This window comes from Blastopirellula marina (genome assembly GCF_002967765.1).
GTDB classification, from domain to species: Bacteria; Planctomycetota; Planctomycetia; order Pirellulales; family Pirellulaceae; genus Bremerella; species Bremerella marina_A.
In genome coordinates this window covers 616,526-639,080 of the sequence record NZ_PUHY01000010.1, presented here as the reverse complement: position 1 = coordinate 639,080, position 22,555 = coordinate 616,526, and the positions used below count along the sequence as shown (strand labels likewise).

General features: G+C 54.0%; 20 protein-coding genes and 1 pseudogene. 14 read left to right on the top strand and 7 right to left on the bottom strand.

Annotation, left to right across the window (positions count from 1 at the left end; translation table 11 throughout):
* Window positions 1-2: 2 nt before the first annotated feature.
* The 3 genes from C5Y83_RS13675 to C5Y83_RS13665 all read right to left on the bottom strand — a co-directional run bounded on the left by C5Y83_RS13675 (window position 3) and on the right by C5Y83_RS13665 (window position 2,491).
* Entirely contained in the window at window positions 3-980 is a 978-nt protein-coding gene (locus tag C5Y83_RS13675) for a pseudouridine synthase (RefSeq protein WP_105330290.1), read from the bottom strand.
* Window positions 981-1,058: 78 nt separating this feature from the next.
* Complete coding sequence (locus tag C5Y83_RS13670) at window positions 1,059-1,295, bottom strand: membrane or secreted protein (protein ID WP_233207215.1); 237 nt, start codon at window positions 1,293-1,295, stop codon at window positions 1,059-1,061.
* A gap of 224 nt (window positions 1,296-1,519) precedes the next feature.
* Window positions 1,520-2,491, bottom strand: a complete 972-nt coding sequence (locus C5Y83_RS13665) for a type I phosphomannose isomerase catalytic subunit (RefSeq protein WP_233207214.1) — start codon at window positions 2,489-2,491, stop codon at window positions 1,520-1,522.
* A 365-nt stretch (window positions 2,492-2,856) separates the two neighbouring features.
* Here C5Y83_RS13665 and C5Y83_RS13660 point away from each other — a divergent pair, with 365 nt between their 5' ends.
* Together C5Y83_RS13660 and C5Y83_RS13655 are read left to right on the top strand one after the other, a co-directional pair.
* The gene (locus C5Y83_RS13660) at window positions 2,857-3,981 is read left to right on the top strand and encodes a twin-arginine translocase subunit TatC (RefSeq protein WP_105330289.1); all 1,125 of its coding nucleotides are present in this window, start codon (window positions 2,857-2,859) and stop codon (window positions 3,979-3,981) included.
* Between the two features lie 23 nt (window positions 3,982-4,004).
* Window positions 4,005-5,660 carry a formylmethanofuran dehydrogenase subunit A gene (locus C5Y83_RS13655; protein WP_105330288.1) on the top strand — a complete coding sequence of 552 codons (1,656 nt, stop codon included), beginning with the start codon at window positions 4,005-4,007 and terminating at the stop codon, window positions 5,658-5,660.
* Window positions 5,661-5,714: 54 nt separating this feature from the next.
* On the opposite strand, the gene C5Y83_RS13650 is transcribed toward C5Y83_RS13655, so the two are convergent.
* A complete protein-coding gene (locus C5Y83_RS13650; protein ID WP_105330287.1) occupies window positions 5,715-7,421 on the bottom strand; it encodes an NADPH-dependent assimilatory sulfite reductase hemoprotein subunit in 1,707 nt (568 codons plus the stop codon).
* Between the two features lie 390 nt (window positions 7,422-7,811).
* Between C5Y83_RS13650 and folD the strand changes: the two genes are divergently transcribed.
* Window positions 7,812-8,693 carry a bifunctional methylenetetrahydrofolate dehydrogenase/methenyltetrahydrofolate cyclohydrolase FolD gene (folD, locus tag C5Y83_RS13645; RefSeq protein ID WP_105330286.1) on the top strand — a complete coding sequence of 294 codons (882 nt, stop codon included), beginning with the start codon at window positions 7,812-7,814 and terminating at the stop codon, window positions 8,691-8,693.
* Between the two features lie 7 nt (window positions 8,694-8,700).
* On the opposite strand, the gene C5Y83_RS13640 is transcribed toward folD, so the two are convergent.
* Both C5Y83_RS13640 and C5Y83_RS13635 read right to left on the bottom strand, forming a co-directional pair.
* Complete coding sequence (locus C5Y83_RS13640; RefSeq protein ID WP_105330285.1) at window positions 8,701-9,498, bottom strand: TrmH family RNA methyltransferase; 798 nt, start codon at window positions 9,496-9,498, stop codon at window positions 8,701-8,703.
* Between the two features lie 32 nt (window positions 9,499-9,530).
* A complete protein-coding gene (locus tag C5Y83_RS13635; protein WP_105330284.1) occupies window positions 9,531-10,400 on the bottom strand; it encodes a class I SAM-dependent methyltransferase in 870 nt (289 codons plus the stop codon).
* A gap of 128 nt (window positions 10,401-10,528) precedes the next feature.
* Between C5Y83_RS13635 and C5Y83_RS13630 the strand changes: the two genes are divergently transcribed.
* The 9 genes and pseudogenes from C5Y83_RS13630 (at window position 10,529) to C5Y83_RS13585 (ending at window position 19,612) form a co-directional block, all read left to right on the top strand.
* Entirely contained in the window at window positions 10,529-11,743 is a 1,215-nt protein-coding gene (locus C5Y83_RS13630) for a PDZ domain-containing protein (RefSeq protein ID WP_146117774.1), read from the top strand.
* A 155-nt stretch (window positions 11,744-11,898) separates the two neighbouring features.
* On the top strand, window positions 11,899-12,942 hold the full coding sequence (locus C5Y83_RS13625; protein WP_105330282.1) for a glycosyltransferase family 9 protein: 1,044 nt from the start codon (window positions 11,899-11,901) through the stop codon (window positions 12,940-12,942).
* A 32-nt stretch (window positions 12,943-12,974) separates the two neighbouring features.
* Window positions 12,975-14,021: a M28 family peptidase gene (locus C5Y83_RS13620; RefSeq protein WP_233207213.1), complete on the top strand. Its 1,047-nt coding sequence runs from the start codon at window positions 12,975-12,977 to the stop codon at window positions 14,019-14,021.
* Between the two features lie 30 nt (window positions 14,022-14,051).
* Window positions 14,052-14,474 (top strand): hypothetical protein, encoded by a 423-nt coding sequence (locus C5Y83_RS13615; RefSeq protein ID WP_105330280.1) that lies wholly within the window; start codon window positions 14,052-14,054, stop codon window positions 14,472-14,474.
* A 126-nt stretch (window positions 14,475-14,600) separates the two neighbouring features.
* Window positions 14,601-15,797: an FG-GAP repeat domain-containing protein gene (locus tag C5Y83_RS13610; RefSeq protein ID WP_105330279.1), complete on the top strand. Its 1,197-nt coding sequence runs from the start codon at window positions 14,601-14,603 to the stop codon at window positions 15,795-15,797.
* A gap of 462 nt (window positions 15,798-16,259) precedes the next feature.
* A pseudogene (locus tag C5Y83_RS13600) lies at window positions 16,260-17,288 on the top strand (DUF1559 domain-containing protein).
* Window positions 17,289-17,439: 151 nt separating this feature from the next.
* Complete coding sequence (locus C5Y83_RS13595; protein WP_105330277.1) at window positions 17,440-17,742, top strand: hypothetical protein; 303 nt, start codon at window positions 17,440-17,442, stop codon at window positions 17,740-17,742.
* 353 nt (window positions 17,743-18,095) lie between these two features.
* The gene (locus C5Y83_RS13590; protein ID WP_105330276.1) at window positions 18,096-19,127 is read left to right on the top strand and encodes a DUF1559 domain-containing protein; all 1,032 of its coding nucleotides are present in this window, start codon (window positions 18,096-18,098) and stop codon (window positions 19,125-19,127) included.
* A gap of 179 nt (window positions 19,128-19,306) precedes the next feature.
* Entirely contained in the window at window positions 19,307-19,612 is a 306-nt protein-coding gene (locus tag C5Y83_RS13585) for a hypothetical protein (RefSeq protein WP_105330275.1), read from the top strand.
* Between the two features lie 88 nt (window positions 19,613-19,700).
* Here C5Y83_RS13585 and C5Y83_RS13580 read toward each other — a convergent pair whose 3' ends face one another.
* Window positions 19,701-20,831 carry a sialidase family protein gene (locus C5Y83_RS13580; RefSeq protein ID WP_105330274.1) on the bottom strand — a complete coding sequence of 377 codons (1,131 nt, stop codon included), beginning with the start codon at window positions 20,829-20,831 and terminating at the stop codon, window positions 19,701-19,703.
* A gap of 214 nt (window positions 20,832-21,045) precedes the next feature.
* Between C5Y83_RS13580 and C5Y83_RS13575 the strand changes: the two genes are divergently transcribed.
* Window positions 21,046-21,558 (top strand): hypothetical protein, encoded by a 513-nt coding sequence (locus C5Y83_RS13575; RefSeq protein WP_105330273.1) that lies wholly within the window; start codon window positions 21,046-21,048, stop codon window positions 21,556-21,558.
* 61 nt (window positions 21,559-21,619) lie between these two features.
* Window positions 21,620-22,549, top strand: coding sequence for an RNA polymerase sigma factor SigJ (sigJ, locus tag C5Y83_RS13570; RefSeq protein WP_158262355.1), 930 nt, complete (start codon window positions 21,620-21,622; stop codon window positions 22,547-22,549).
* Window positions 22,550-22,555: the final 6 nt, after the last annotated feature.

Below are 22,555 nucleotides of genomic sequence, written 5' to 3'. Positions count from 1 at the left end.
GCTTACTTCTGGCGAGTCTGCTTCTTGCGAGATGCCTTTTTCTGCTTTACGATCCGTCCCTGGCCACGTCTAGCCTCGGAAACGAGTGGCGTTTTCTGGCCGCCAGTATTTCGTTTCTTCTTCTTTTTCCGGCCAGGACCGAATGGCTTCTTCTTGGCCGTTTTCTTGCCAGGAACAAAGTTGCTGGTGCCAGCGGTGCGGCGACCGGCGGATTTGCGTTTGGGGGCTCCCTTGGCCCTCTCTGCGTCAGAATAAGCTCGTAAGGCTTTGACTTCCGACGGGGTTAGCTCGCGGAAAGCGCCAGCTGGGACTTCGCCCAATTTCAGCGGGCCGATCGAGACCCGTTTCAGCTTCAGTACCTTATGGCCGACTTTGGCCAACATGCGGCGAATTTCGCGGTTTTTCCCTTCGCGAAGCACGATCTCGAGGATTGCACTCTTCTTTAGCTTTCGTTTCAGCTTGCAGCTTTCGGCCTGCACGAAGCCCTCGGCGAAGTAAACGCCGCTTTGGATCATCTTTAGTTCATCGGGCGATGGCATGCCGGCCACTTCGACGTGGTAGGTCTTCGCCACGCCGTAACGCGGATGGGCCAACTGGTTGGCGAGTTCGCCGTCGTTGGTGACGATGATTAACCCTTCGCTCTGACGATCAAGCCGACCGATCGTGAACAGGCGTTCGTCTTGTGGGACCAGGTCGACCACGCGGGTGCGGCCTTCCTGGTCGAAGTTGGTGCTGACGACGCCTACGGGCTTGTTGAGAATGAAGTATTGCTTTCGACGGGCCCGAATACGTTGGCCGTCGACAGTGATTTTCTGCTTTTCGGGATCGACGACGGTGCCCAGTTCGGTGACGAACTCGCCGTCGACTTCAACGCGGCCTTCCTGGATGATTTCCTCGCACTTGCGGCGGGATCCAATCCCGGCCTCGGCCAACACTTTGTGCAGACGTGCAGAGGAAGACGATGACGATGAACCAGGCATTGCAGGCCGATAGATGGGAAAGAGGAATTCAAACGAATTGCTCTATGATACGCCTGATACGGCCTGACGTCATGGGGTTCACCAGCCAACGCGACGTGGTGGAGCGGCGTAGAAATTAGGCCGCAACTTCACTGCCTCCGGAAGAGATTGCTGGAAATCACGCGGTCGAACGCCGAGCATTTCGGGCCCGGCATCGGTATCGGGGTATGGATCGTCAACGATCGCGCGCAGCTGTTGCTGTCGCATGGTGCCGGGGTTGGTCCAATTCGGTCCGACCATGCCAGCGCAGCCAATACTCGATAAAAGCAGCCCCATCAGACCTAGCCTGAAGGCTGTTGAGCATTGATTGTTTCGAATAGGGCCGGTCACCGGTTGGCTCCCTGGGGGTGGGGAAAGTGGGACAACGGCTCGAACGATACTGGGTTCCCCAATCTAGGGCAATGGAGATAAGGCCAAATTGGGAGTGGTTACAGTTGTCGTATTCTGGGAGTATGGTTCAACTGTAACCTGTTCTTGATCTCGTCAAACGGAAGGACAAATTACGGCAAATACATGTCCAGCAGAACCGTTGGCTGCACCGCGTTGATCTGTAGCGGGCCGCATTTAGCTGGGATGAGAAAGGTTGAACCCTTGCCGAGGGCCTGATCAAGCTGGGCGTGCGAGGTGCGGATCTTCCCTTCTAAAATGGCCACGATATGGAATCGGTCGGTCCCCCCGATCGATTTGCGACCTTCCAAGGTCCACCGATCCAGCACGAACTTTTCACAAGTCACGAGGCGACTCGCGTCTGGATCGGAGGTTGGTTGCGGAACCCGAGGCTCGACGGGGCCGCGTTCAAAGTCGATGGTCTCCAGTGACTGATCAATGTGCAGCGGACGCGGTTGGCCGTCGGCTCCGACTCGGTTCCAATCGAACAAGCGAAACGTAGTATTACTCGCTTGTTGGATCTCGGCCACGAGCAAACCTTTACCAAGGGCATGGACTGTTTTCGCCGGGATAAACAGGCAATCCCCCGCTTTGGGCTCGATCACGTGCATGCATTCGATTACGCGGTTGGCAGCAACTGCTGCGGCAAGATCGTCACGGGTGACTTCCTCTTTCAGTCCGACATAGACCTTGGCCCCGGGCTCGGCATCCAAGATGTACCACGCTTCGGTCTTGCCGAGATCAGGCGGATCGAGTGTTGCTCCCATCGTGTCGTCGGGGTGAACTTGGATCGAAAGATCGCGGTTCGCGTCGAGGAACTTGAACAGCAGCGGAAAGGTGGGCGTTGCTTTCTTGGTGCCGAACAGGTCCTGTGGGAATTCCTTGACCAACTGGCCCAGCGTTCTCCCTTTCATCGGGCCGTTTGCGACAACGCTTTGATCGTCGCCATGGTCGACCACTTCCCAGCTCTCGGCGAAGTCACCTTCCGCTGGAAGGGGTTTGTTCAATACGGTGGCCAAGCGGCGACCACCCCAAATGTAGTCACGAAACGTCGGTTCGAAGATCAAAGGATAGTTCAGCGGCACGGTGTTTCCCTTCGGTTGCGATCGTATCGATTATGCGGGATGGCAGTCATGGCAAGTGACGCTCGGATGGGGCATGTCGGTTATTGTAACATTTGCGACTCGTTGTTAGGATAAAACAGATGTCAGGTGGCAGGACCGGCCTAATATCTATGCCCCACTGCTGTCGCGCGTAGTGCTCTTTCGGGGTGCCGGCAAGTAACCACCGACATGGTAAGACAACCTGTTTGCTTCGATGGCGTGTAGCGATTGTCGGTCGATTCGGTGATCGTCGAACAGCCAGATCCACTCAGGAACAAGCTTACCGCTGCCCATTCTTCCCCACTGTGAAATAGAAATACGCGCTTCCTGTAGCGAGGCTCCAAGGAATGAACAGCAAGATCAACGATGATTTCTTTGAAGGCTCTTCGATGTCGTTCGGCGACCACCTCGAAGAGCTCCGCTCGTGTCTCTTTAAGGCGCTCATCTGGCTCGGCGTCGGTGTGGCAATCGGACTGTACTTCGGTTCCGATGTCGTCAAATTCATCGAGCAGCCGATTCAACAAGCCTTGGTGCGATACTACCAGAAGAAGTCGATTGCTCGTCTGGAAGAAAACCTTGGTATCGAACTTACGGATGCGCAAGAAACCAAGGTGCTTGAAGAGCTGCAAGATAAGGACTGGGCGCCGGTCGATATCTGGGTCGAGCCAGACGAGATCAAGCGTCTTGCGAATTACGAACCGCCGAAAGAAGGCGAACCAAGCGACGACGCGACGAAACTGCCCGAGGTCGACGACGAGCCAAAGAAGGAAGACGAATCTCCTTCCGGCGAAAAGGAAACCGATAAAGATCTCGACGTTCGTAAGGCGTTACAAGATGCGAAGGTCCTGCCAGAGACCGAACCAATTCGGATGCGAACTTGGCAGCGGATCGAACCTTCCACAGAAGCACTTCGCGTGGAAGAAGTGTTCATGATTTGGATGAAAGCTGGCATTGTGTTCGGGGCGATCTTGGCCAGCCCAGGCATTTTCTGGCACTTGTGGCAATTTGTCGCGGCTGGGCTTTATCCGCACGAGAAGAAGTACGTGTGGATCTTTATGCCGTTCAGCTTGACGCTGTTCTTCGGCGGTGCCTGTATCGCGTACTTCCTGGCGTTCACACCGGTGCTCGACTTTTTGTTCAGCTTCAACTTGATGACTGGGATCGATCCTCGTCCGCGAATTAGCGAGTGGATGGGTTTCGTGATCATGTTGCCACTCGGCTTCGGGATTAGTTTCCAGTTGCCGCTGGTGATGTTGTTGCTGAACCGGATCGGTTTGTTCAGCATCGAAGCCTACACGGCAAACTGGCGCGTGTCGGTGTTGGTGATCTTCTTCCTGTCGATGATTTTGACACCGTCTGATCCGATCAGCATGATGTTACTAGCGGTTCCGCTCAGCTTGCTTTACTTCATGGGCATCGGCTTGTGTAAGTGGATGCCATCGACCCGGACACCGTTCCCTGAGGCCAAATAAAACGCGACACGAAGGAACGTCCATTGGGTTACCTCGTCCTCGAAAACGGTACCGTTCACGATCCGACTAACGGCGTAGATGGCGAGGTTCAAACCCTCTGGCTGAAAGATAGCAAGGTGGTTGCTCCGCCGACGGAGAATCAGCCACCGATCGATCGGCGGATTGATTGTCGCGGCTACGTGGTGATGCCTGGCGGGGTAGATATGCACTGCCACATCGCCGGTCCGAAGGTAAATATCGGTCGCCAGATGACGCCCGAGTATCGCCGCGACGAAGGAATCCCACGTAGCGAAGGTCGCCGCAGTGCAAGTGGTGGCTTGCTTCCTAGCACGGTCGGTACCGGCTATATGTTTGCTGGTCTGGGTTACACGACGGCAATGGATGCGGCCATTCCTGGCTTACATGCTCGGCACGCGCATGAGGACCTGCTCGATACGCCGCTGCTGGACAAAGGTTTTTACCTTCTGTTTGGTAACAACCATTTCGTGATGGATCGGATTCGGGAAGAGCGGACCGATTGCCTAGATGCCTATTTGGCTTGGGCCCTTAGTTCGACAAGTGCCTATGCGGTGAAGGTTGTGAATCCTGGCGGTGTCGAAAACTGGAAGCACATCAGCCGCAAGACGGTTCAGCAGCTAGACGAGCCCGTGCCTGGCTTCGGTGTCTCGCCGCGACAGATTGTGCGAAACCTGGCCGCTTCGGTCGATCGATTGCAATTGCCGCACGCAGTGCACATTCATTGCAACAATCTGGGCGTTCCGGGCAACAGCGAAACGACACTGCGGACGATGGAAGCCCTAGGCGGACATCGTGGCCACTTCGCGCACACCCAGTTTCATAGCTATGCCGGCGACGAGAACGATCCGGCCAGTTTCCGTTCGGCCGTGCCCGAACTGGTGGAGTACGTCAACGAGCACGAGAACATCACCATCGACGTTGGCCATGTGAATCCAGGGCAAACGTTGGGTGTGACGGGCGACGCGCCGTTTGGCTACTTCCTGTCGAAGCTGACCGGTAATCGCTGGTACGCGGCCGACGGCGAACTAGAAAGCAGCTGCGGCGTGATTCCGATGGAGTTTCAACCGCAGAAGGTGTTGGTACACGCCGTGCAGTGGGCGGCCGCGCTGGAATGGTACTTGATGATGAAAGACCCGTGGCGAATCGCGATGAGCAGCGATCATCCCAACGGTGGTGCCGTCTTTCGTTATCCGGAAATCATTCACCTGCTGATGGATGCCGCGTTCCGTCGCGAGGCGATCGCGCGGATGCACAAGACACTCGGCGATCGGACGATGTTAGCTGATTTAGATCGCGAGTATTCGCTCAACGAAATCGCGATCATTACTCGCGCCGCGCCGGCGAAGATGCTCGGGCTAACCACGAAGGGGCATCTTGGCATCGGTGCTGACGCCGACGTAACCATCTACACGCCTAGTCTCAATCGGACTGAGATGTTCCAAAGGCCACGCTACGTAGTGCAAGCTGGTCGGGTGATCGTCGAAGATGGCGAAATCGGCCGCGAGGTGTTCGGCAAACTGTTCGCTGTCAATCCTGGCATGGACGACGGCCAATTGCCAGTCATCCAGAAATGGTTCGACGAAGCCCATACAATTCGCTTCCGTAATTTCGCGATCGAAAAACAGCATTTAGGGGAAGTTCATACGGTGGCTACGTCGTAATCCAGAGCCTGTTCCCTCTCCCCGGATTGGGGAGAGGGAACAGGATATTGGATCTTAGCCGCCGGTTGCTTCCAGCAGCTTCTCTTGCCCCAGGCGATCGCAGAAGTCTCCGAGACTTTCCCCTTCAACGCGCTGTTCCTTGAATACGGTGAGCACCTTCACCAGTTCTGGAACCACTTCATCGGCAGGGACCATGTCTTTGTAGATGTAGCTCAAGCGGTTGCCGAGCAAACGGCCGCCGAGGAACATGGTGTACTTTTCCTTCGCACGACCAACCAGGCCGATGTCGCTGTTATAAGGCCGGGCACAGCCATTGGGGCAGCCGGTCATTCGCATGGTGAACTTCTCGCCGGAAAGACCAAGCTTTTCAACTTCCTTTTCCAGGTCATCGACCATGCCAGGTAGCGCACGTTCGCTTTCGGTGATCGAAAGACCACACGTCGGCCAAGCGACACAGGCCATCGACCAGCGAAGCGTGTTGCTGATTTCTTCGGTGAGCACGACTTTGTGCTTCCGCAGGATGTCTTCCAGCTTGCCTTTGTCAGCTTCGGCGATGCCGCTGAAGATGATGTCCTGGTGGCCGGTGAAGTGAATGCCGGGATCAAGAGTCGTACAGATCTCGCGAATTGCGGTCTTCAAGCTGTGCGTCTCGTTATCGGCAATACGGCCGTTCTCGACGTTCAGACCATAGAACCAGTTACCATCCCCCTGCTCCGACCAACCTTTGTGGTCGTCGAAGTCGGTGACGTCGGCTGGGTGCGGATCGGGAAGGTCGCGGCCGAAGTATTCTTCGACCTTCTTCTTAAACTCGTCCAAGCCCATGTTGCGGACCGTGTACTTCAGCCGCGCGACCTTGCGGTCTTCGCGATTACCGAAGTCACGCTGAACTTTGACAATCGCTTCGCAAACCGGGATGAGGTCTTCTGGCGAAACGTAGGTCAGTTTCATACCGAGGGCTGGATAGGTCTTGTCCGCGCTTGGCGTACGACCCATACCACCACCGACCAGGATGTTGTAGCCAATGATCTTGCCCTCCTCGTGGATGGCGATCATGCCCAAGTCTTGGGTATAGACGTCGATGCAGTTATCTTCTGGCAGGCAGATGCCCATCTTGAATTTACGAGGCAGGTAATGCTTACCGTAGATCGGTTCGATGGTTTCGCCAGTGTCGACCTGTTCCTTCTCGCCGGTTTCCGGATCTTGCAGGAAGATCTCGCGGTAGGCGCCGGTTTTCGGGGCGAAGTGATCGGCCAGTTGGAACGACATGTCCTGGATCTGGTTGTGCAACTGGTTGTTCTTGAACGGAGCTGGGCAGCACATGACGTTACGGTTGACGTCGCCACAAGCGCCAAGCGTGGTCAAACCGACGCCCTTCATCCGCTGCATCAGCGTGCGAACGTTGTCCTTGTGAATGCCGTGGAATTGCGTGGCCTGACGGCTAGTGATGCGGAGCGTGCCGTTGCCTAGCTCATCGCACAGGTCGAGTTCTTCCATGAGTTGCTTGCTGGTCAACAGACCGGCTGGCAGCCGTGTCCGGACCATCATGATGTACTCTTTGCCCGAACCCCCGGCGGCTCGGCTGGCAGCACGAGCGTCACGATCGTCTTGCTGGTACATGCCAAAGTGCTTGATGAGCTGGATGCTCTCTTTGCTGAAATGGTCCGTTCCGTCAACCATTTCGGTGGCGATGTTGCCGCGGAGGTAATTGCTGTCGTCTTTGATGCCCTCTACCGGGCTCAGCTTTTTATCAGTGGAAGCCATGGAGCAAAGTTATTTGGGGAAAATAGGAAGGCAGGTTGGTGTGCCTGCGTAAATTCGGACTTCGGCACGCATTTTTGACCCTCTATCGATGGCAATCCGGCCAAAATAGTGGGAACACGCGCCCAATATACACATTCGGACAATTCTTCGTAATGCGTCAATCTCGCCAGGATTTCCCTAGCGGATTCCTATTTTGGACGTCCTGGAAGGGTGAGGGGTTAATTCAATTTCGTAATTTGGCGTTTGGTCGGTTGTCAGAGGGCTACCGGAGGCAGGCGTACAATCGGCAGCGGAGCGGGTTATGGGGTGGTGGTTGGCGAGGGGGATTCAGCGATAAAATGACAGGCATTCCCAACATGCCCGATAACACCCTAGTGGGGAGTATGCCCGGTGAGTGCCACGATTCTGGATGGAAAAACGGTTGCCAATGCCCTGCAAGAGGAAATCGCAGGTCGTGTGGAGCAATTCAAAAGCGAAACAGGCATTACTCCTTGTCTTGCGGCCGTACTGGTGGGGGAAGACCCAGCCAGCCAGGTCTATGTCCGCAACAAAGAGCGAGCGTGTGAAAAAGTCGGTATGGCCAGCGAGTTATTTCGCATGCCAGAGGACATCTCGCAGCAGGATCTGCTCGCTTTAGTGAATCAGCTTAACCAGGATGACAATGTAAGTGGTATCTTGGTTCAGTTACCGTTGCCAAAGCATCTCGACGCTTCCGAAGTACTCGATGCGATTGATCCCAAAAAGGACGTCGACTGCTTTCATCCCAGTAACGTCGGTTTGCTTTCGCAAGGACGACCGAACTTCCTGCCCTGCACGCCGCATGGCGTGGTACAGATTCTTAAGCACTTCGATCTACCGACGGCCGGGAAGAACGTCTGTATTCTTGGGCGAAGTGATATCGTTGGCAAACCACTTGCCCTGATGTTGATGCAGCGAACAAGCGAAACCTGTGGTCCTGACTATGCCAATGCGACTGTAACTGTTTGTCATAGCCGGACCCCAAATCTGAAAGAATTGACTGCCCAGGCCGACATTTTGGTCGCCGCGATCGGTGTGGCTAAGTTTGTCACCGCTGATATGGTGAAGCCAGGAGCAATTGTCGTTGACGTTGGTATCAATCGCACGGAAGAAGGATTGTGCGGCGATGTCGACTATGACGCACTACTGGAAGTCGCTGGAGCCGTGACACCTGTGCCGGGCGGCGTCGGGCGATTGACCGTTACCATGTTGATGGAAAACACGTTGAAAGCAGCGATGCTGCAAGCGAAGTAGGTTGCGACTAAGCTCGCTGCCGCAACGCTTCATAAAGCAGCACGGCTGCAGTGGTCGAGACGTTCAAGCTGTCTGCGATGCCATTCATCGGTAGGTGGATATTCGTAATCCCAGCTTGATGCCAATTATCACTGAGCCCGTGTGCTTCACTGCCAAGAATGAGAGCGGTAGGTTTCGTCATGTCGACGGTGGTGTAAGAAACTGAACCGTCCACGCGTGCGGCCAGCATCTGAATCCCCTCCCCTCTCAGGAATTTGATAGTCTCTTCCGATGTGGCATCGACCACCGGTACCGAGAAGATAGTGCCGAGGCTCGCGCGGATGGCATTTGGATTGAAAAGATCGGTACGCCCGTCGGCTGAGATTAACAGGTTTGCTCCGACGGCGTCCATCGTTCTTAGAATCGCCCCAACATTCCCTGGCTTTTCGACCTGTTCGATAACACCAATCAAAGGACACGGTGGGAGCTTGATTTCGCTGAGGGAAGTCTTGGGAAGTTTGGCGACCGCCACGGCCCCTTCCACGCGTTCTCCAAAGGCCAACTTCGTCATAACCTCGCGTGTGACATGTGTGATCGTATTCGGTGAAACCTTGGCCAGGACTTCTTCGAATGTGTCTTTCTCTGGGCCAGAAAGTGCCGCTGGATCGACATAAATAGTCTCAATCGGAAATCCACAGGCCACGGCGCGACTGATCTCTCGCAGGCCGTCAATAATCGTTCGCTGCTGCTGTGTGCGTCCCCGCCGGTCGCGAAGTTTCACAGCCGCTTTGATCTGCGAGTTTTGAAGCGAGCGGATAGTTTCCATGCGGCAATGATTCTTTAAATCGATAAACCGTGTTAAGTCACGCTTTCGTACCGAGCAAAATAGCCACTGGGTAGTTGGCGTCCTTTTTTGTCCGTGATCGTGAGCGGCCCTGCTTCAATCGCTTGGCGACGGATGCTGGGGAAGTACTCGCCAATCAAGGCCCTCAACGTGTCGGCCTCGAAGCCAGGGGAATGGCACGTCAGCAAGATCAATTTCGGGTCGTCACTTAGCAGTTGATTCAGGTGCCCTAGCAGCAAAGGCAGATGCTTACCGATACGCCAAACTTCCCCCTTCGAGCCATGGCCGTAGGTAGGAGGATCGAGAATCACGCCGTCGTACTTATTACCCCGCTTATTCTCGCGCTTGACGAACTTACGGGCATCCTCCGCGATCCAGCGGATGGGGGCATCGGTAAGCTGGGACAGTTCGGCGTTATGGCGAGCCCATTTCACCACGTTGGCCGCCGCATCCACATGAGCGACTTCCCCTCCGCCTAATGCACATGCCAAGGAGGAGCCCCCTGTGTAGGCAAACAAATTGAGCAATTTCAGTGGCGGCGAGCTTTGTTGGCAAGTTCGCTGAAGCCACTGCCAGTTCTCGAATTGTTCGGGAAAGAGGCCTAAGTGACCAAATTTAGTGGTTTTCAACCGAAATTTGAGCTGACCTGCGGCGATCTGCCAATTCTCTGGCAGGCGACTGCCATCGTGCCAAACTCCTTCTGTTTCGCTCTTACGTACGTACTTGGCGATGGCCTGAGGCCAGATTTTCGGGTTAGAAGCTATAAAGCCTTCGGCAGACGGGGAATAGCGATCGAGAATCACCGATCCAAATTGCTCCAGCTTTCTCCCGGAACCGAAGTCGAGCAAGCTATATTGAAAGGGAGCCAATTGGGGGGCGGTCATAGTGGCAAGGTTACAAAATACGGTTAAGGGGCGAGAAATAGGTTTTGCCCTGGAATAATTGACAATATGTCCCCACAATAACAGAACATGGCTGGCCTGTCGTCGACCCTATTAACCCGAGATTGCTTGTGACTTTCCGTCGAAATTACTGCCTGCTCGGTTGCCTGGTTTTGGGCAACATGATGTTACCGTTGGCGGTAGGGGCGGAGCCGACCGCTTCCACGTCTGCCGAGGTGACCACCACGGAATCTGCCCCCAGCGAGGCCGAAATCAAGCAGTGGATCGAGCAACTCGATAGCGACAAATTCCTAGTGCGGGAAAGTGCTACTCAGAAGCTAACGACCGCCAAGGCGAACTCGATTCCCATGCTGATTGAAAGCATCAGGACCGCCAGCAGTCTCGAAAAGGCGTTTCGTTGTATCCATGTCCTACGCAACTTCGCGGCAGGTCACGACATTGATATGGAGAAGCAAGCGACCGCCGAGTTGGTGGAAATCTCAGAAACTCAAAACGATCGCGTCGCCGGCTACGCCAAGGAAGTCCTCAAGCGGATTGCTCCCATTAAGCAAGAACGTGCGATTCGCATGCTCAGTGGTTTAGGAATTCGGTTTTCTTCGTACAGTGCCCAGCCATCGGGATTCCAGGCTCAGATCATGTCAGGGCCTGGTATCATCATCGACTCGAGCTACCAGGGGAATGTCGACGACCTGTACTATCTGCGTCATCTTCAGTTCATCGAAGACGTCCAGATCAGTAACGACAAGGTGACGGCCGATTGGTTTGCTCAGATCGCAAAGATGCCGAACGTGCGGTTGATGACTATTAAGGATGGTCCTGTCAACGTCGCGATGCTTCGCGAATTAGAACCGATCCTCCCGAAGTTAGACGCGATTCGTCTGTATTACATCGACGTGAATGTCGAGGTCGCTCCCCTGGCAGCTAAGCTTGACAACGCTACGTACGTTGAGTTTTACGGGCTTCCGCTCAGCGAAGCGGATGAGCGGCAGATTACTCAAGTCTTACCCCCCACTGCTCAGGCAAACGTCAAGTTCCGCAGCGGTGGCTTTCTCGGCGTATCTGGATCAGGTTCTGGGATGACCGGCACTTGTTACATTCAAAACGTCCATCAAGACAGCGGCGCCTACAAAGCGGGCCTGCGTGGTGGTGATACCGTGATCGAGGCCGTTGGTACGACGGTCGAGAGTTTCCAACACCTGATTAACTTGCTCAAAGATAAGAAGGTTGGCGAGACGATTGATCTTAAGGTCAATCGTCATGGGCGAACGTTGAAGATGAGTGTGACACTGGGTAAATGGCCGATGCGACCCGACTACGGCCCGTAAGGCATGACGATAGCATGCCCCTCTCTTCTCGAACTCCGCTGGGATGGTATTGCTTTGGACAAGCGGTTGCCCCTACGATAGGCCCCGCTTACGTCCCGCTGGACTAATCATGCCTAGGCGGGCAATGGCACACGACAAAAGGAGTTGTCGGCCTCATGCTATCATCTGCCCCCCGCATCCTTATCACCCGTTTGAGTGCCCTGGGAGATACGGTCCTCACCCTACCGGTTCTATGCGCGCTGCGACGTGCCTATCCGGCGTCCCAAATTGGCTGGGTGGCCGAACCAGCCGCTGCCAAGGTGTTGGCTGATCGGACCGATCTCAATTTCCTGTTCACGGTTGAAAAAGGGTGGCTGACGAAAATCAGTGAAGTTGCTCGGCTGCGGAAAGCCTTGCAGCGACACCGCTTCGAGATCGTGATCGACGCCCAAGGACTCACCAAGAGTGCCGTCGCTGGCTGGCTTTCTGGAAGAGCCGAGCAAATCACATTCTCACGTGGAGAATCGCGGGAACTAGCACCCAATCTGGCACGCACAAGGATTCAACCGACCGCGACCTACGTTGCTCAGCGCTATTTGCAATTACTGGCACCATTGGGAATTGAGCGGCCAAATCTTGAATTTCAGATGCCATACGATAGTCTCGCCCATGATTCAATCGGCGAGCGAGTGAAGACCGTCAAAGCTGGCCGCTATGCGGTACTCAACGTTGGGGCTGGATGGTACTCGAAGACCTGGATTCCAGAACGCTTCGGTGAAGTGGCTGCCCAGTTATTCCGGCAATACGACCTTCCAAGCGTCCTGTTATGGGGTAATGATTCGGAATACGCATACGCAGAAACGGCTGCTCGGACGGCACGCGCGGTGGAACCTCACTGCGTAACCATCCTTCCGAAACTGTCGATCGCGGAAATGAAAGAAACGATCCGTCATGCCCGGTTGCTAATTAGCGGTGACACGGGACCTTTGCACTTCGGCGTCGCCCTCGACACGCCCACGATTTCCCTGTTCGGTGTGACCAAAGCCGAGTACTATAGTCCAAGTCAGGGTATCCATCGTACGGTGCAAAATATGTACGATCCCCTTTCGTGCCGCGAGAGACGTAAGGCCGGAAACGAGGCCATGCAGTCAATCTCGACCGAGGATGTGCTGACCCAGGTAGACAGCCTGCTTTCAATGCGCCATTCTAAAGCTGCATGAATTGGCTGAAGCCAAGCAACTTGGATCATTTTGTGTCTTCCACGAGTATCCCATTGCCGACCGATCAGAAAGAAGAACGCGCACCGCGGTGGGCCACTTATGTGGCCGCGCTAATAGGTGTGTTGGCGATCGTCGTGATGATTATTCTCAATCGGGAGCCCAGCGAAGAGCCTGCCCCACCGGCTGCCAAGCCTGAAGATCTTTCCCGCTACTTGCCGTTCGACGGCGAGAAGGCATACCAGCATTTGGTCGACGTTTGCAAGTTTGGTCCCCGCGTCAGCGGTAGCCAGGCGATGAAGTTGCAGCAAGACTACATCCGAAAGTACCTGACCGACGCTGGTGCTCAAGTTCAATTCCAATCTTGGGACATCCGCCATCCCGAGACCGGTCAGCCGGTAACACTCTCAAACATTTTTGGCCGCTTTCACCCAGAGCGAACCGAGCGAATCTTGCTCGCTTGTCATTACGATACCCGGCCGTATGCTGACGAAGATCCTGATAACCCACGGGCTCCCTTTGTCGGGGCGAACGACGGGGCCAGCGGTGTGGGCTTGTTGTTGGAGTTAGCCAGACACATCAATGCCGTAGACACCAAGTATGGGGTCGACGTTGTCTTCCTGGATGCAGAAGAGTTTATCTTCGATCGCGAGCGTGATCCCTTTTTTGTTGGATCAACCTATCTGGCCGAAAAATATCGCAGTGCCGACATCAACTTCCGTTATAAATGGGGAATCCTGGTCGACATGGTTGGCGACAAGGACCTGCAAATCTACCAGGAACGCAACAGCATCTCCTGGCGAGACACGCGCCCGTTGGTGCTCGACGTGTGGCGAGTGGCGAAGAAATTGAATATTCCGGAATTCGTTTCTCGTCCGCGGCACACCGTGAACGACGACCATGTCCCCTTGCATGATATTGGTGGTATTCCGATCATCGATATCATTGACTTCGATTATCCAAGCCCTGGATATGGTCCGAAGTATTGGCATACCACGAAGGATGTGCCTGAAAATTGCTCGGCGGATTCGCTGGCCAAGGTTGGCAAAGTGATCCTCACCTGGCTTCAAGAACTCGAATAGAAATCGCCTCTGATCGGCGAATCAACGCTTATGCTTTTCGCCACTTCCATTCTCGCTTTGATTTTGGTTGCCACTGCCTGGATGATGCACAGTCATCACCTGCACACAGTCAAGCAGGTCGAGCAACACCCTGATTGGGATCCACGTAAGCGAAGCTTCTTATTGGCTCAGGTCCAACGCCGCAAGAAGGTGACGTTCACCATCATGGCGATTGCCGCTGCCGTGCTCTTGAGCCCGATGATACCTGAGAACCTCTTCTTCATCGCTTACTGGGGAGGGATTTGCTTGCTGGTGTTGTGGATTGTGGTGTTGGCGTGTGTCGATATGTTTGCCACGAAGACCTACATCCTTTCTCTCCGAGACGAACGAATCGCCAGCCGCCGCGCACTCGAAGAGGAAGTCAAACGCATGCGGGAAGAGCGTGCCTCGACCGAGCCTCCTGCAAAGGACTAGTGCCGTCGTCCAGCGGTCGACAATCAAGTTCGATCGACATCCTAAGATTTCTGCGTGACAGGCCAACATGCAGATGGGACAATACCGGTTCTCCCCCAACTTGTCCCCGCGCGAGGATCTCCTGCCATGCTAAATCGGCTGCTTCTTTCCGTTGTCCTGATGGGCCCAGTCTTCCTGTTTGTGTCTACGACCAACCTCGTTTATGCGGAAGATGTCGCTTACGACAAGCTTCAGTTGACCGAAGAGTATTTCGCGGAAGGTGCTTCGATCGGCGATTTCAATAAGGATGGCAAGGTCGATATCGTGTGCGGGCCAAATTGGTTCGAGGGCCCTAATTTCAAGACCAAACATATCTTCTATGACGGCAAGGCCTATCCGAACGACAGCGGGTATTCAGACAACTTCTTCTCCTTCGTTGGTGACTTCAGCGGCGATGGGTACGACGATGTGCTGGTCGTGGGATTGCCTGGCACGCCGGCTCATTGGTACGAGAACAGTCAATCCGATCAACCGTGGAAAAAGCACTTCGCCTTCCCTGCAGTCGATAACGAAGCCCCTGCGTTTGCCGACATTACTGGCGATGGCAAGCCAGAATTATTGTGTCACTTCGAAGGCCAACTGGGCTACGCAAAGCCCAACGAAAAGGATCCGAGCCAACGCTGGACTTGGACGCCGATCTCCGAGAAGCAAGGTTGGGGACGCTATCAGCATGGCCTCGGTGTGGGCGACATCAATGGTGACGGGCGGCCCGACTTCTTAATGCCGGAAGGTTGGTGGGAGCAGCCAGAGAACTGGGATGGAAACACCCCATGGAAAAAGCACGCCTACCGCTTCGCCCCAGGGGGCGCCGGGATTCATGCCTACGACGTGGATGCCGACGGCGACAACGATGTGATCACCAGCCTTCACGGGCACGGATACGGATTAGTGTGGCATGAGCAAACCAAAAGCGATAACGGCGAGATCAAGTTCACGCAGCACGAAATCATGGGAACGCCAGAGAAGTCGGTGAGCGATGCGGTGTTCAGTCAATTGCATGCAGTGGAATTGGCCGACATGGATGGGGACGGCGTGAAGGACATCGTCACGGGAAAATGCTACTGGGCTCACAACGGCCACGATCCAGGTGCCAGAGACCCTGCGGTCATCTATGTTTTCAAGACAATCCGATCAGACGACGGCAAGGTCCAGTTCCTTCCGATCGAAGTCGACAGCAATAGCGGCACCGGAAGACAGATCACGCTGGCTGACGTGAACACCGACGGAAAGATGGATATTGTCGCAGGCGATAAGAAGGGAACCTTCTTGTTTTTAGCGAAGTAGTCGTTGGTGAACCTGATTTCGCGATTTCATCACAACACCCTGTACCTCTGATGGGGTCGGGTGTTCCGAGTTGGTAGTTGTCTCCTCAATCATTTGATGACAACTGGCGATAACCGATCTGCGGTCATCAGCGACCTAACGTGCTGCCGTTCCACCTTTGCGCAGTAATAAGATCGGTTTTGTTTCTTTTTCAGGTTATTTGGCACTACTCCGATCTGGCCGTAGGTTCTCTCAAATGACTTGCGAAATTTTCCATAAGTCAATCTTGATATTGCTTAGGCCCTTCTTTGCTTGACAGATAGAGCCTAAGGGTTAGTATTTTCAAATCCTGCCCTTTGCCCCTGGGGAGGATTAAACCCCCGTGAAATAATAAAAAGACAGTTTTTTGTCTTTTTTCACGCCTTTGTTTCTGTATTTCATCCCTCCATTACCCCACCCCACATCACGCAAAAGAACAAGCGTTTGGGCTTCACGCTCGTGGAGCTTCTCGTGGTTATTGCCATCATCGGTGTTTTGATCGCCCTGCTATTACCGGCCGTTCAACAAGCGCGCGAGGCAGCTCGCCGTATGCAGTGCACCAATAATTTGAAGCAGCTCGGTATCGCGTTTCACAACTACCACGATACCTACAAAACACTGCCGGCGATGAACTATCGCCCATCCGGCAAGAACCCCTACCTCGGCTATGGCGCCGTGGTTCGAATCTTGCCATTCATTTAACAAGGCAACTTGTACGACCAACTTCAGGTCACGTCGCTGAATTTCGGCCGTGACTGGGCTGATGGTAACAACGCTGCTGTTCGTCAGACGGAAATCGATGCCTACCGATGTCCGTCCGATTCTAACTATCCAAGCAATCCTTCGGCAGGAAGTTGGCACGACGGACCAGGTAGCAACTACGGTGTGAGCTTCGGTTCCTCGCGAAGCTGGTCGAGCGTCGCGAATCAAAACGGGATGTTCCGCGGCCCAATTGGTTGGGACGGAACAAGCGAAACCGGTGGCAAGCCAGAAATGGGCTTCAACGGTGTGACCGACGGTTTGAGTAACACGTTAATGGTTTCCGAGCATTTGGTCGGTGACGACAACGACAACGTGCTGGCCAACGGAAATACCTCAGAACCACGTGAGGCCTCAGATGTCTCTTGGAACCAATATCCTACGCAAGCCGAGATCAACAGCTTCGGTCAGACGTGCCAAGGCGTGACCGCGCATAACGGCACCAATGGTCAGCATTGGATCATGTCGTTGCCAACGCAAACCGCGTTGAACACGGTGGCTCCGCCAAACTGGAAGTATCCAAACTGCCAGACCAGTGGCAGCGGAATCGCCTCGGACCGCGACGGCGTCTACGCTCCTCGTAGTCGTCACCCTGGTGGCGTTGTCTGTGCTGCTGGCGACGGTTCGACCAAGTTCGTCACAGAAACAATCGATCTCACCACATGGCAATCGTTTGGTGGTCGTAACGACGGCAAGGTCGTCGCGCTTCCATAAGAGGTCGCGTCCTTTAGTTGGACTCAGGCTCTCCATTTCTCTTCAGCCGTCTTGGCAAGCGGGCTTTCATCTGGAACGCCCGCGTTGCCTGTTTCTGGCTGACGTCACCCCAAAATCGAAATTGATACTCAGACATAGAGAGGTAACGACCATGGCGTCGTCGATTCGTATTGCTTGTTTGCTACTTGCCGGATTCGTCATTGGCTGCGGCCAAGGTGGAACGCCTGTTCCAGAGAATACCATTCCTGTTACAGAAATGATTCGTAACGATCTGAAGTCGATCGTGTCGAACAATCAATTGGGAAGCGAGATGGTGACTCTCGACGAGAATCTGAAGAAGCTTGCTGAAACCGAACCTGAGAAAGCTGCCGAACTTCGTAAGGAATACGAGAAGCTTGAAAAGTCAGGCGGTCGTCCTTCGGGGCAAGCGAAGAAGATGATGGAAAAGATCTAAGCAGTCCCACCCTTTTGAAACGATGCGTCGGCGATCGTGCTTGATCGCCGACCATCCATCGGAAGTCATCACGCTCGAATTAGGATGGCTCCCATTCTCCGCGATTCTTGCGGCTCCCCAAAAGTGTGGTGCTTCGTTTTCTGGCGAGGTTCATAACTCTGTCTAACCATTGGTGGGGTTTGTGCCCGGCAATAAATGCTTTGGTGATTTTACGGAAATGTTTTGGTTGACTCGGCGGTAGGGTCCGCAAAGGATTTGGATAACCCCACCTTTCATACCCTCCTACTTGCCGCGTCAAAAGATCACCTCTTCGATCGATGGTGCGGCGTACATTCTCAACAGCCGAGAACATCATGCCTACTTCGAAACGGTGGGGCTTCACGCTCGTGGAGCTTCTGGTGGTAATTGCCATCATTGGGGTTTTAATCGCCCTTCTCTTGCCTGCAGTTCAACAAGCTCGCGAGGCAGCACGTCGGATGCAATGCAGTAACAACATGAAACAGTTGGGACTGGCAATGCATAACTATCACGACACGTACAAGAAGTTTCCTTGCCTCTGCTACTTGGATGGTAGCAACAACCCGTCCTATCTCGGATTCAGTGCGTTTGTGCAGATCTTGCCCTACATCGAACAGGGGAATCTACAAGAGCAAGTTCGTATCGCCACCAAAAACTATAACAACCATTGGGACAGCAACAGCACCATTCAGAATCTTCGCTCGAAGAAAATCGAGGCATTCATTTGTCCTTCCGATACCTCGTTTCCCGCATCGACTGGCTGGTTGGCGAATGGGCCTGGTTGTAACTACGGCCTAAGTTTCGGCCCTACGCTAAGTTGGAATAACCTTACCAATCAAAACGGTATGTTTCGCCAGCAAAATAATGCCAAGGGGCAGGAAACCAAGATGGCGGACGTTACCGACGGTTTGAGTAACACGATGATGGCTTCTGAGCATCTTGTGGGCGACAACAACAACAGTTCGCTAATGAACGGCAATTCCTCCGAGCCACGCATCGGTTCCAGCCCCGGCTGGAGTTCACCGATGTTCCCGACTCAAGCTCAGCTGAATTCCTTCGGTCAGACGTGTCAGGGCATTACTAGCCACCTCTCAACGAATGGAAACCAGTGGATCGCACCCGTTCCGACGCAGACGATTATCAACACTGTGGCGACACCGAATTGGCGGTATCCTGACTGCCAGACGAGTGGTAGTGGGTTTGCGTCCGATCGCGACGGCATTTATACCCCGCGAAGCCGACATCCCGGCGGCGTGCTCGCCGTGGCCGGCGATGGGTCGGTGAAGTTCATTACTGAGACGGTTAACTTGCTGACATTCCAATGTTTCGGGGCACGCAACGACGGCAAGCCAGTCTCGCTACCGTAAGCGATTCTTCGCGTCGCTGGAAAGTGTCCAGTATGTGTTTGGTCTGAGAAGCAATTCGTCGAAAACTTTGGCGACGAATTGCCAAGGCCGAGCAATGTTTTCCGAATGGGCAACTTTCCTTTTCTTTGCCTTAGATTCTACTTCTTTCTGTTATCACACATGGAAAAGGAAGCGTCACGATGAAGTCGCTACTACAAGTTATCGCTCTTGGAATATTCGCGTTGGCGGTTGGTTGTGGCCAATCAAGCACACCGGTCGAACAGGTCACGGTTCCCCTCTCAACGCAGATCAAATCAGATCTCGAGTCGATTGCTTCGACGAATCAAGTTGGAAGCGAGATGATTCCGCTTGGCCAAAAGATTGATGAGTTCGCCAAAGAACAGCCTGAGAAAGGAAGCGAACTGAAGAAAGATTACCAAAAGCTGCAAACGGCTCATGGGCATGCTGCCGGAGCTTTAGCGAAAAAGATGGCCGCCAAATTGTAAGCGTTCGTCTTCTAGCTCTAGCAACGCATCAACCATCAAATTGCACGGGACGCTCTCAGGGGCAGCGCCCCGTGCTTTCGTGCGCATACTACTCGGTTTCGTAAAACCAGTCGATCGGCAGGCATTGTGTGTTGGTGACGGCTAAGCCGTTGTTCTCGCGACGATCACCGGCACAGTAGGCCATGACAGCATTGCCTTCGATGAAGTCGAGTGCGATGTAGCAGTACCAACCATGCGGATTGTCCTCCAATGTTTTCACATTAGTCCAGGTTTGGCCATCATCTTTCGAGATCGCGGAACATAGCGGCGTCCGTTTCCCTTTCAATGCATCGGGGATCTCCGAGTGATCGTTCCAGATCAACAAGAGGTCGCCTGTGGTTGGAATTCTTTCAATCGTTGCCGGTGCGAGTGGCGACTTCATGTCTGATGGTTTTAGCTGAGACCAAGTGTCCCCTTTGTCACGACTGAACGTTACAAATTGACTGCCAGCATTGGTGCGAATCCACATCATCAGTCGTCCATCTTTTAGCTCGACGACGCCTGGTTCCTGGCTGATCACGTCCTGCCCATTTCGCTTTGGCGGGCGCGCTGCATATTCACTTCGCTGCCAGGTTTCGCCAGCATCATCCGAGTAATAAACCAGAATCGCAGCCGCGTTGTTTCGTTTCGGCATGCCAGGACCAACGTGTTGGGCAACCGGTAATACCAACCGACCGTTGGAAAGCTGTACCGCGCGATCATTATTTAGGATGTAATAGCCGAGGTCTTTCTCGCCGATCACGGTGACGGGTTCACCCCACGTCTTTCCTTCATCGGTGCTGATGCGCATATACGGTCGACAGTCGGTGTGCGAATTCTTCCGCAGATAAAACAATGCCAAGCGTCCATCGGCTAGACGCAGAAGAGAGACCGACATCACGTTCAGCCCCGCTTCGTTTTCGACGACCACCTTATCTTCTTCTGACCAGGTCTTACCACCATCTTCGGAGATTCGGCTGGCCAAGTGTGCTTTGGCGTGGTCGCCAGATCCGCCATCAAAGTGCGTGTAGACCAAGAGAACGTTGCCATCCTTGAGTTGGACGACGTCCCCTTCGCTGTTGCGTGGATTTGCCGGGCCAGGCGGTAGTACCACGCTAGATTTGGGAGTTTCGGCCGCTGAGAGGGAAGGCGAAGCAAAGAGGCCAAACAGCAAGAGTAGTAGGAGCGAAGTCCGCTGCATCGAATGTCTCCGAGAACGCAATGTAGGGTGGATTCTGGCAAGGCTTCCATCATACGGTGCGTGATCCCATAGAACGACCAAAAATGGTATTCCAATATGCGGAAAACTTTCTTGAGGAATGTGTCACATCTTAAGTGGCTTACTCGTCTGGTCGGTAGTGAGGGAGAACTTAACCCTGAGTTTCGTGACTGACCAATTAGCGGGAGTAATGGCAATGAACGTGGAAGAAACCAAGGCCCAATTGCAGGCCTTCGGCGAAAAGTATGGCCACGATATTGGCTATATGGTCCAACTACTAGAGGATTCACCGCGGGCATTTGAAGCATTTGCGGCTGCTCAGACAATGGGAAGGGTTTATGAAAAACTGCCCACAGAAGCAGCTTACGTCGCCCGCGTGACAGCGATGAAGACCGACGATTGCGGACCCTGCTTGAACCTTGGTCTGAAAATGGGAGCGGAAGCAGGTGTCGATCGAGTATTACTGGCCAATGCGGTGAAAGCTCCGGAGAAGTTGCCCGCAATTTTGAAAGACGTTCACGATCACACGGTCGCGTCGCTGTTGAACCAAGGGGATGATGCCGATCGGATGGAACGAATTCGCGATGAATATGGCATCGAGGCGTTCGCGGAATTGGCCGTCATCATCACCGGCTGCCGTATCTATCCAACATTGAAACGCGCCATGGGTATGGCGGCCTATTGCGAAGTGGCGAATTTCGATTTCTGATAACGGACGGGCCTAGCCACACAGAGATGACAGACGATGACCCATGATTCCCGGGGAGCCAATGCAGTCTTTTATCTGTGGCTTGGTATCTTTGAAATCGGTGGAGCAAAACATGGTTAGTGGAAGTGAATTCGAAGCACTCAGGAAGGATCTGGTTGGTTTCTGCTACCGGATGCTGGGCAGCGTGCCTGATGCGGAAGACATTGTACAAGAGGCGTACATCCGTTGGGAGCAAGCTGGCCGACCGGTGTTGGAATCACCTCGTAGTTGGTACCTAAGAGTCTGTGCGCGGTTGTGCCTCGATCGCGTGAAGTCGGTGCGTTATCAGCGCGAGCGATACATCGGACCTTGGCTTCCCGAACCGATTCTGGCCGATCATGCCGAGCAAGCCGAACTGGATGAATCGATTTCAATTGCGTTAATGCTGACAATCGAACGACTGACACCAACCGAACGGGCCGCATTCATCTTGCATGACGTTTTTGGCTACGATTTCAAGGAAGTCGCCGATATCGTGGGACTCAAGCCCGACCATTGTCGACAACTGGCCCGGCGGGCACGCGACCATGTCCGAGGAGAGAAGCAACGATCTCCAGCGGATGTCGAAAGTGTGCGACGCATCTCAGATGCATTTTTCCAGGCTGTTCAAGCAGGTGACCTAGCAGCCCTGCGTCATGTGCTCACCGAAGATGTCACTCTCTACACCGATGGTGGAGGCAAGGTCAGCGCGGCGAAGGAACTGGTGCTAGGTCTTGATAGCGTTACAACATTCCTGATTCGCGTGTTTCAAAATGCTCAACGCGAATACCCCTTCGAGATGCGAACCGTTTGGTTCAATGGTTCGCCGGGAGTGGTTTGTTATTTGAAAGAAGAGATGATCTCGGCGTTTCAGTTTGAACTCGTCGATGGACGAATCGCTTCCGTTTTCGTCCATCGCAATCCCGAAAAACTGGCTCCGTTAAGTGTAGCTGCGAAGCCAGTTATGAAATGATCAGCC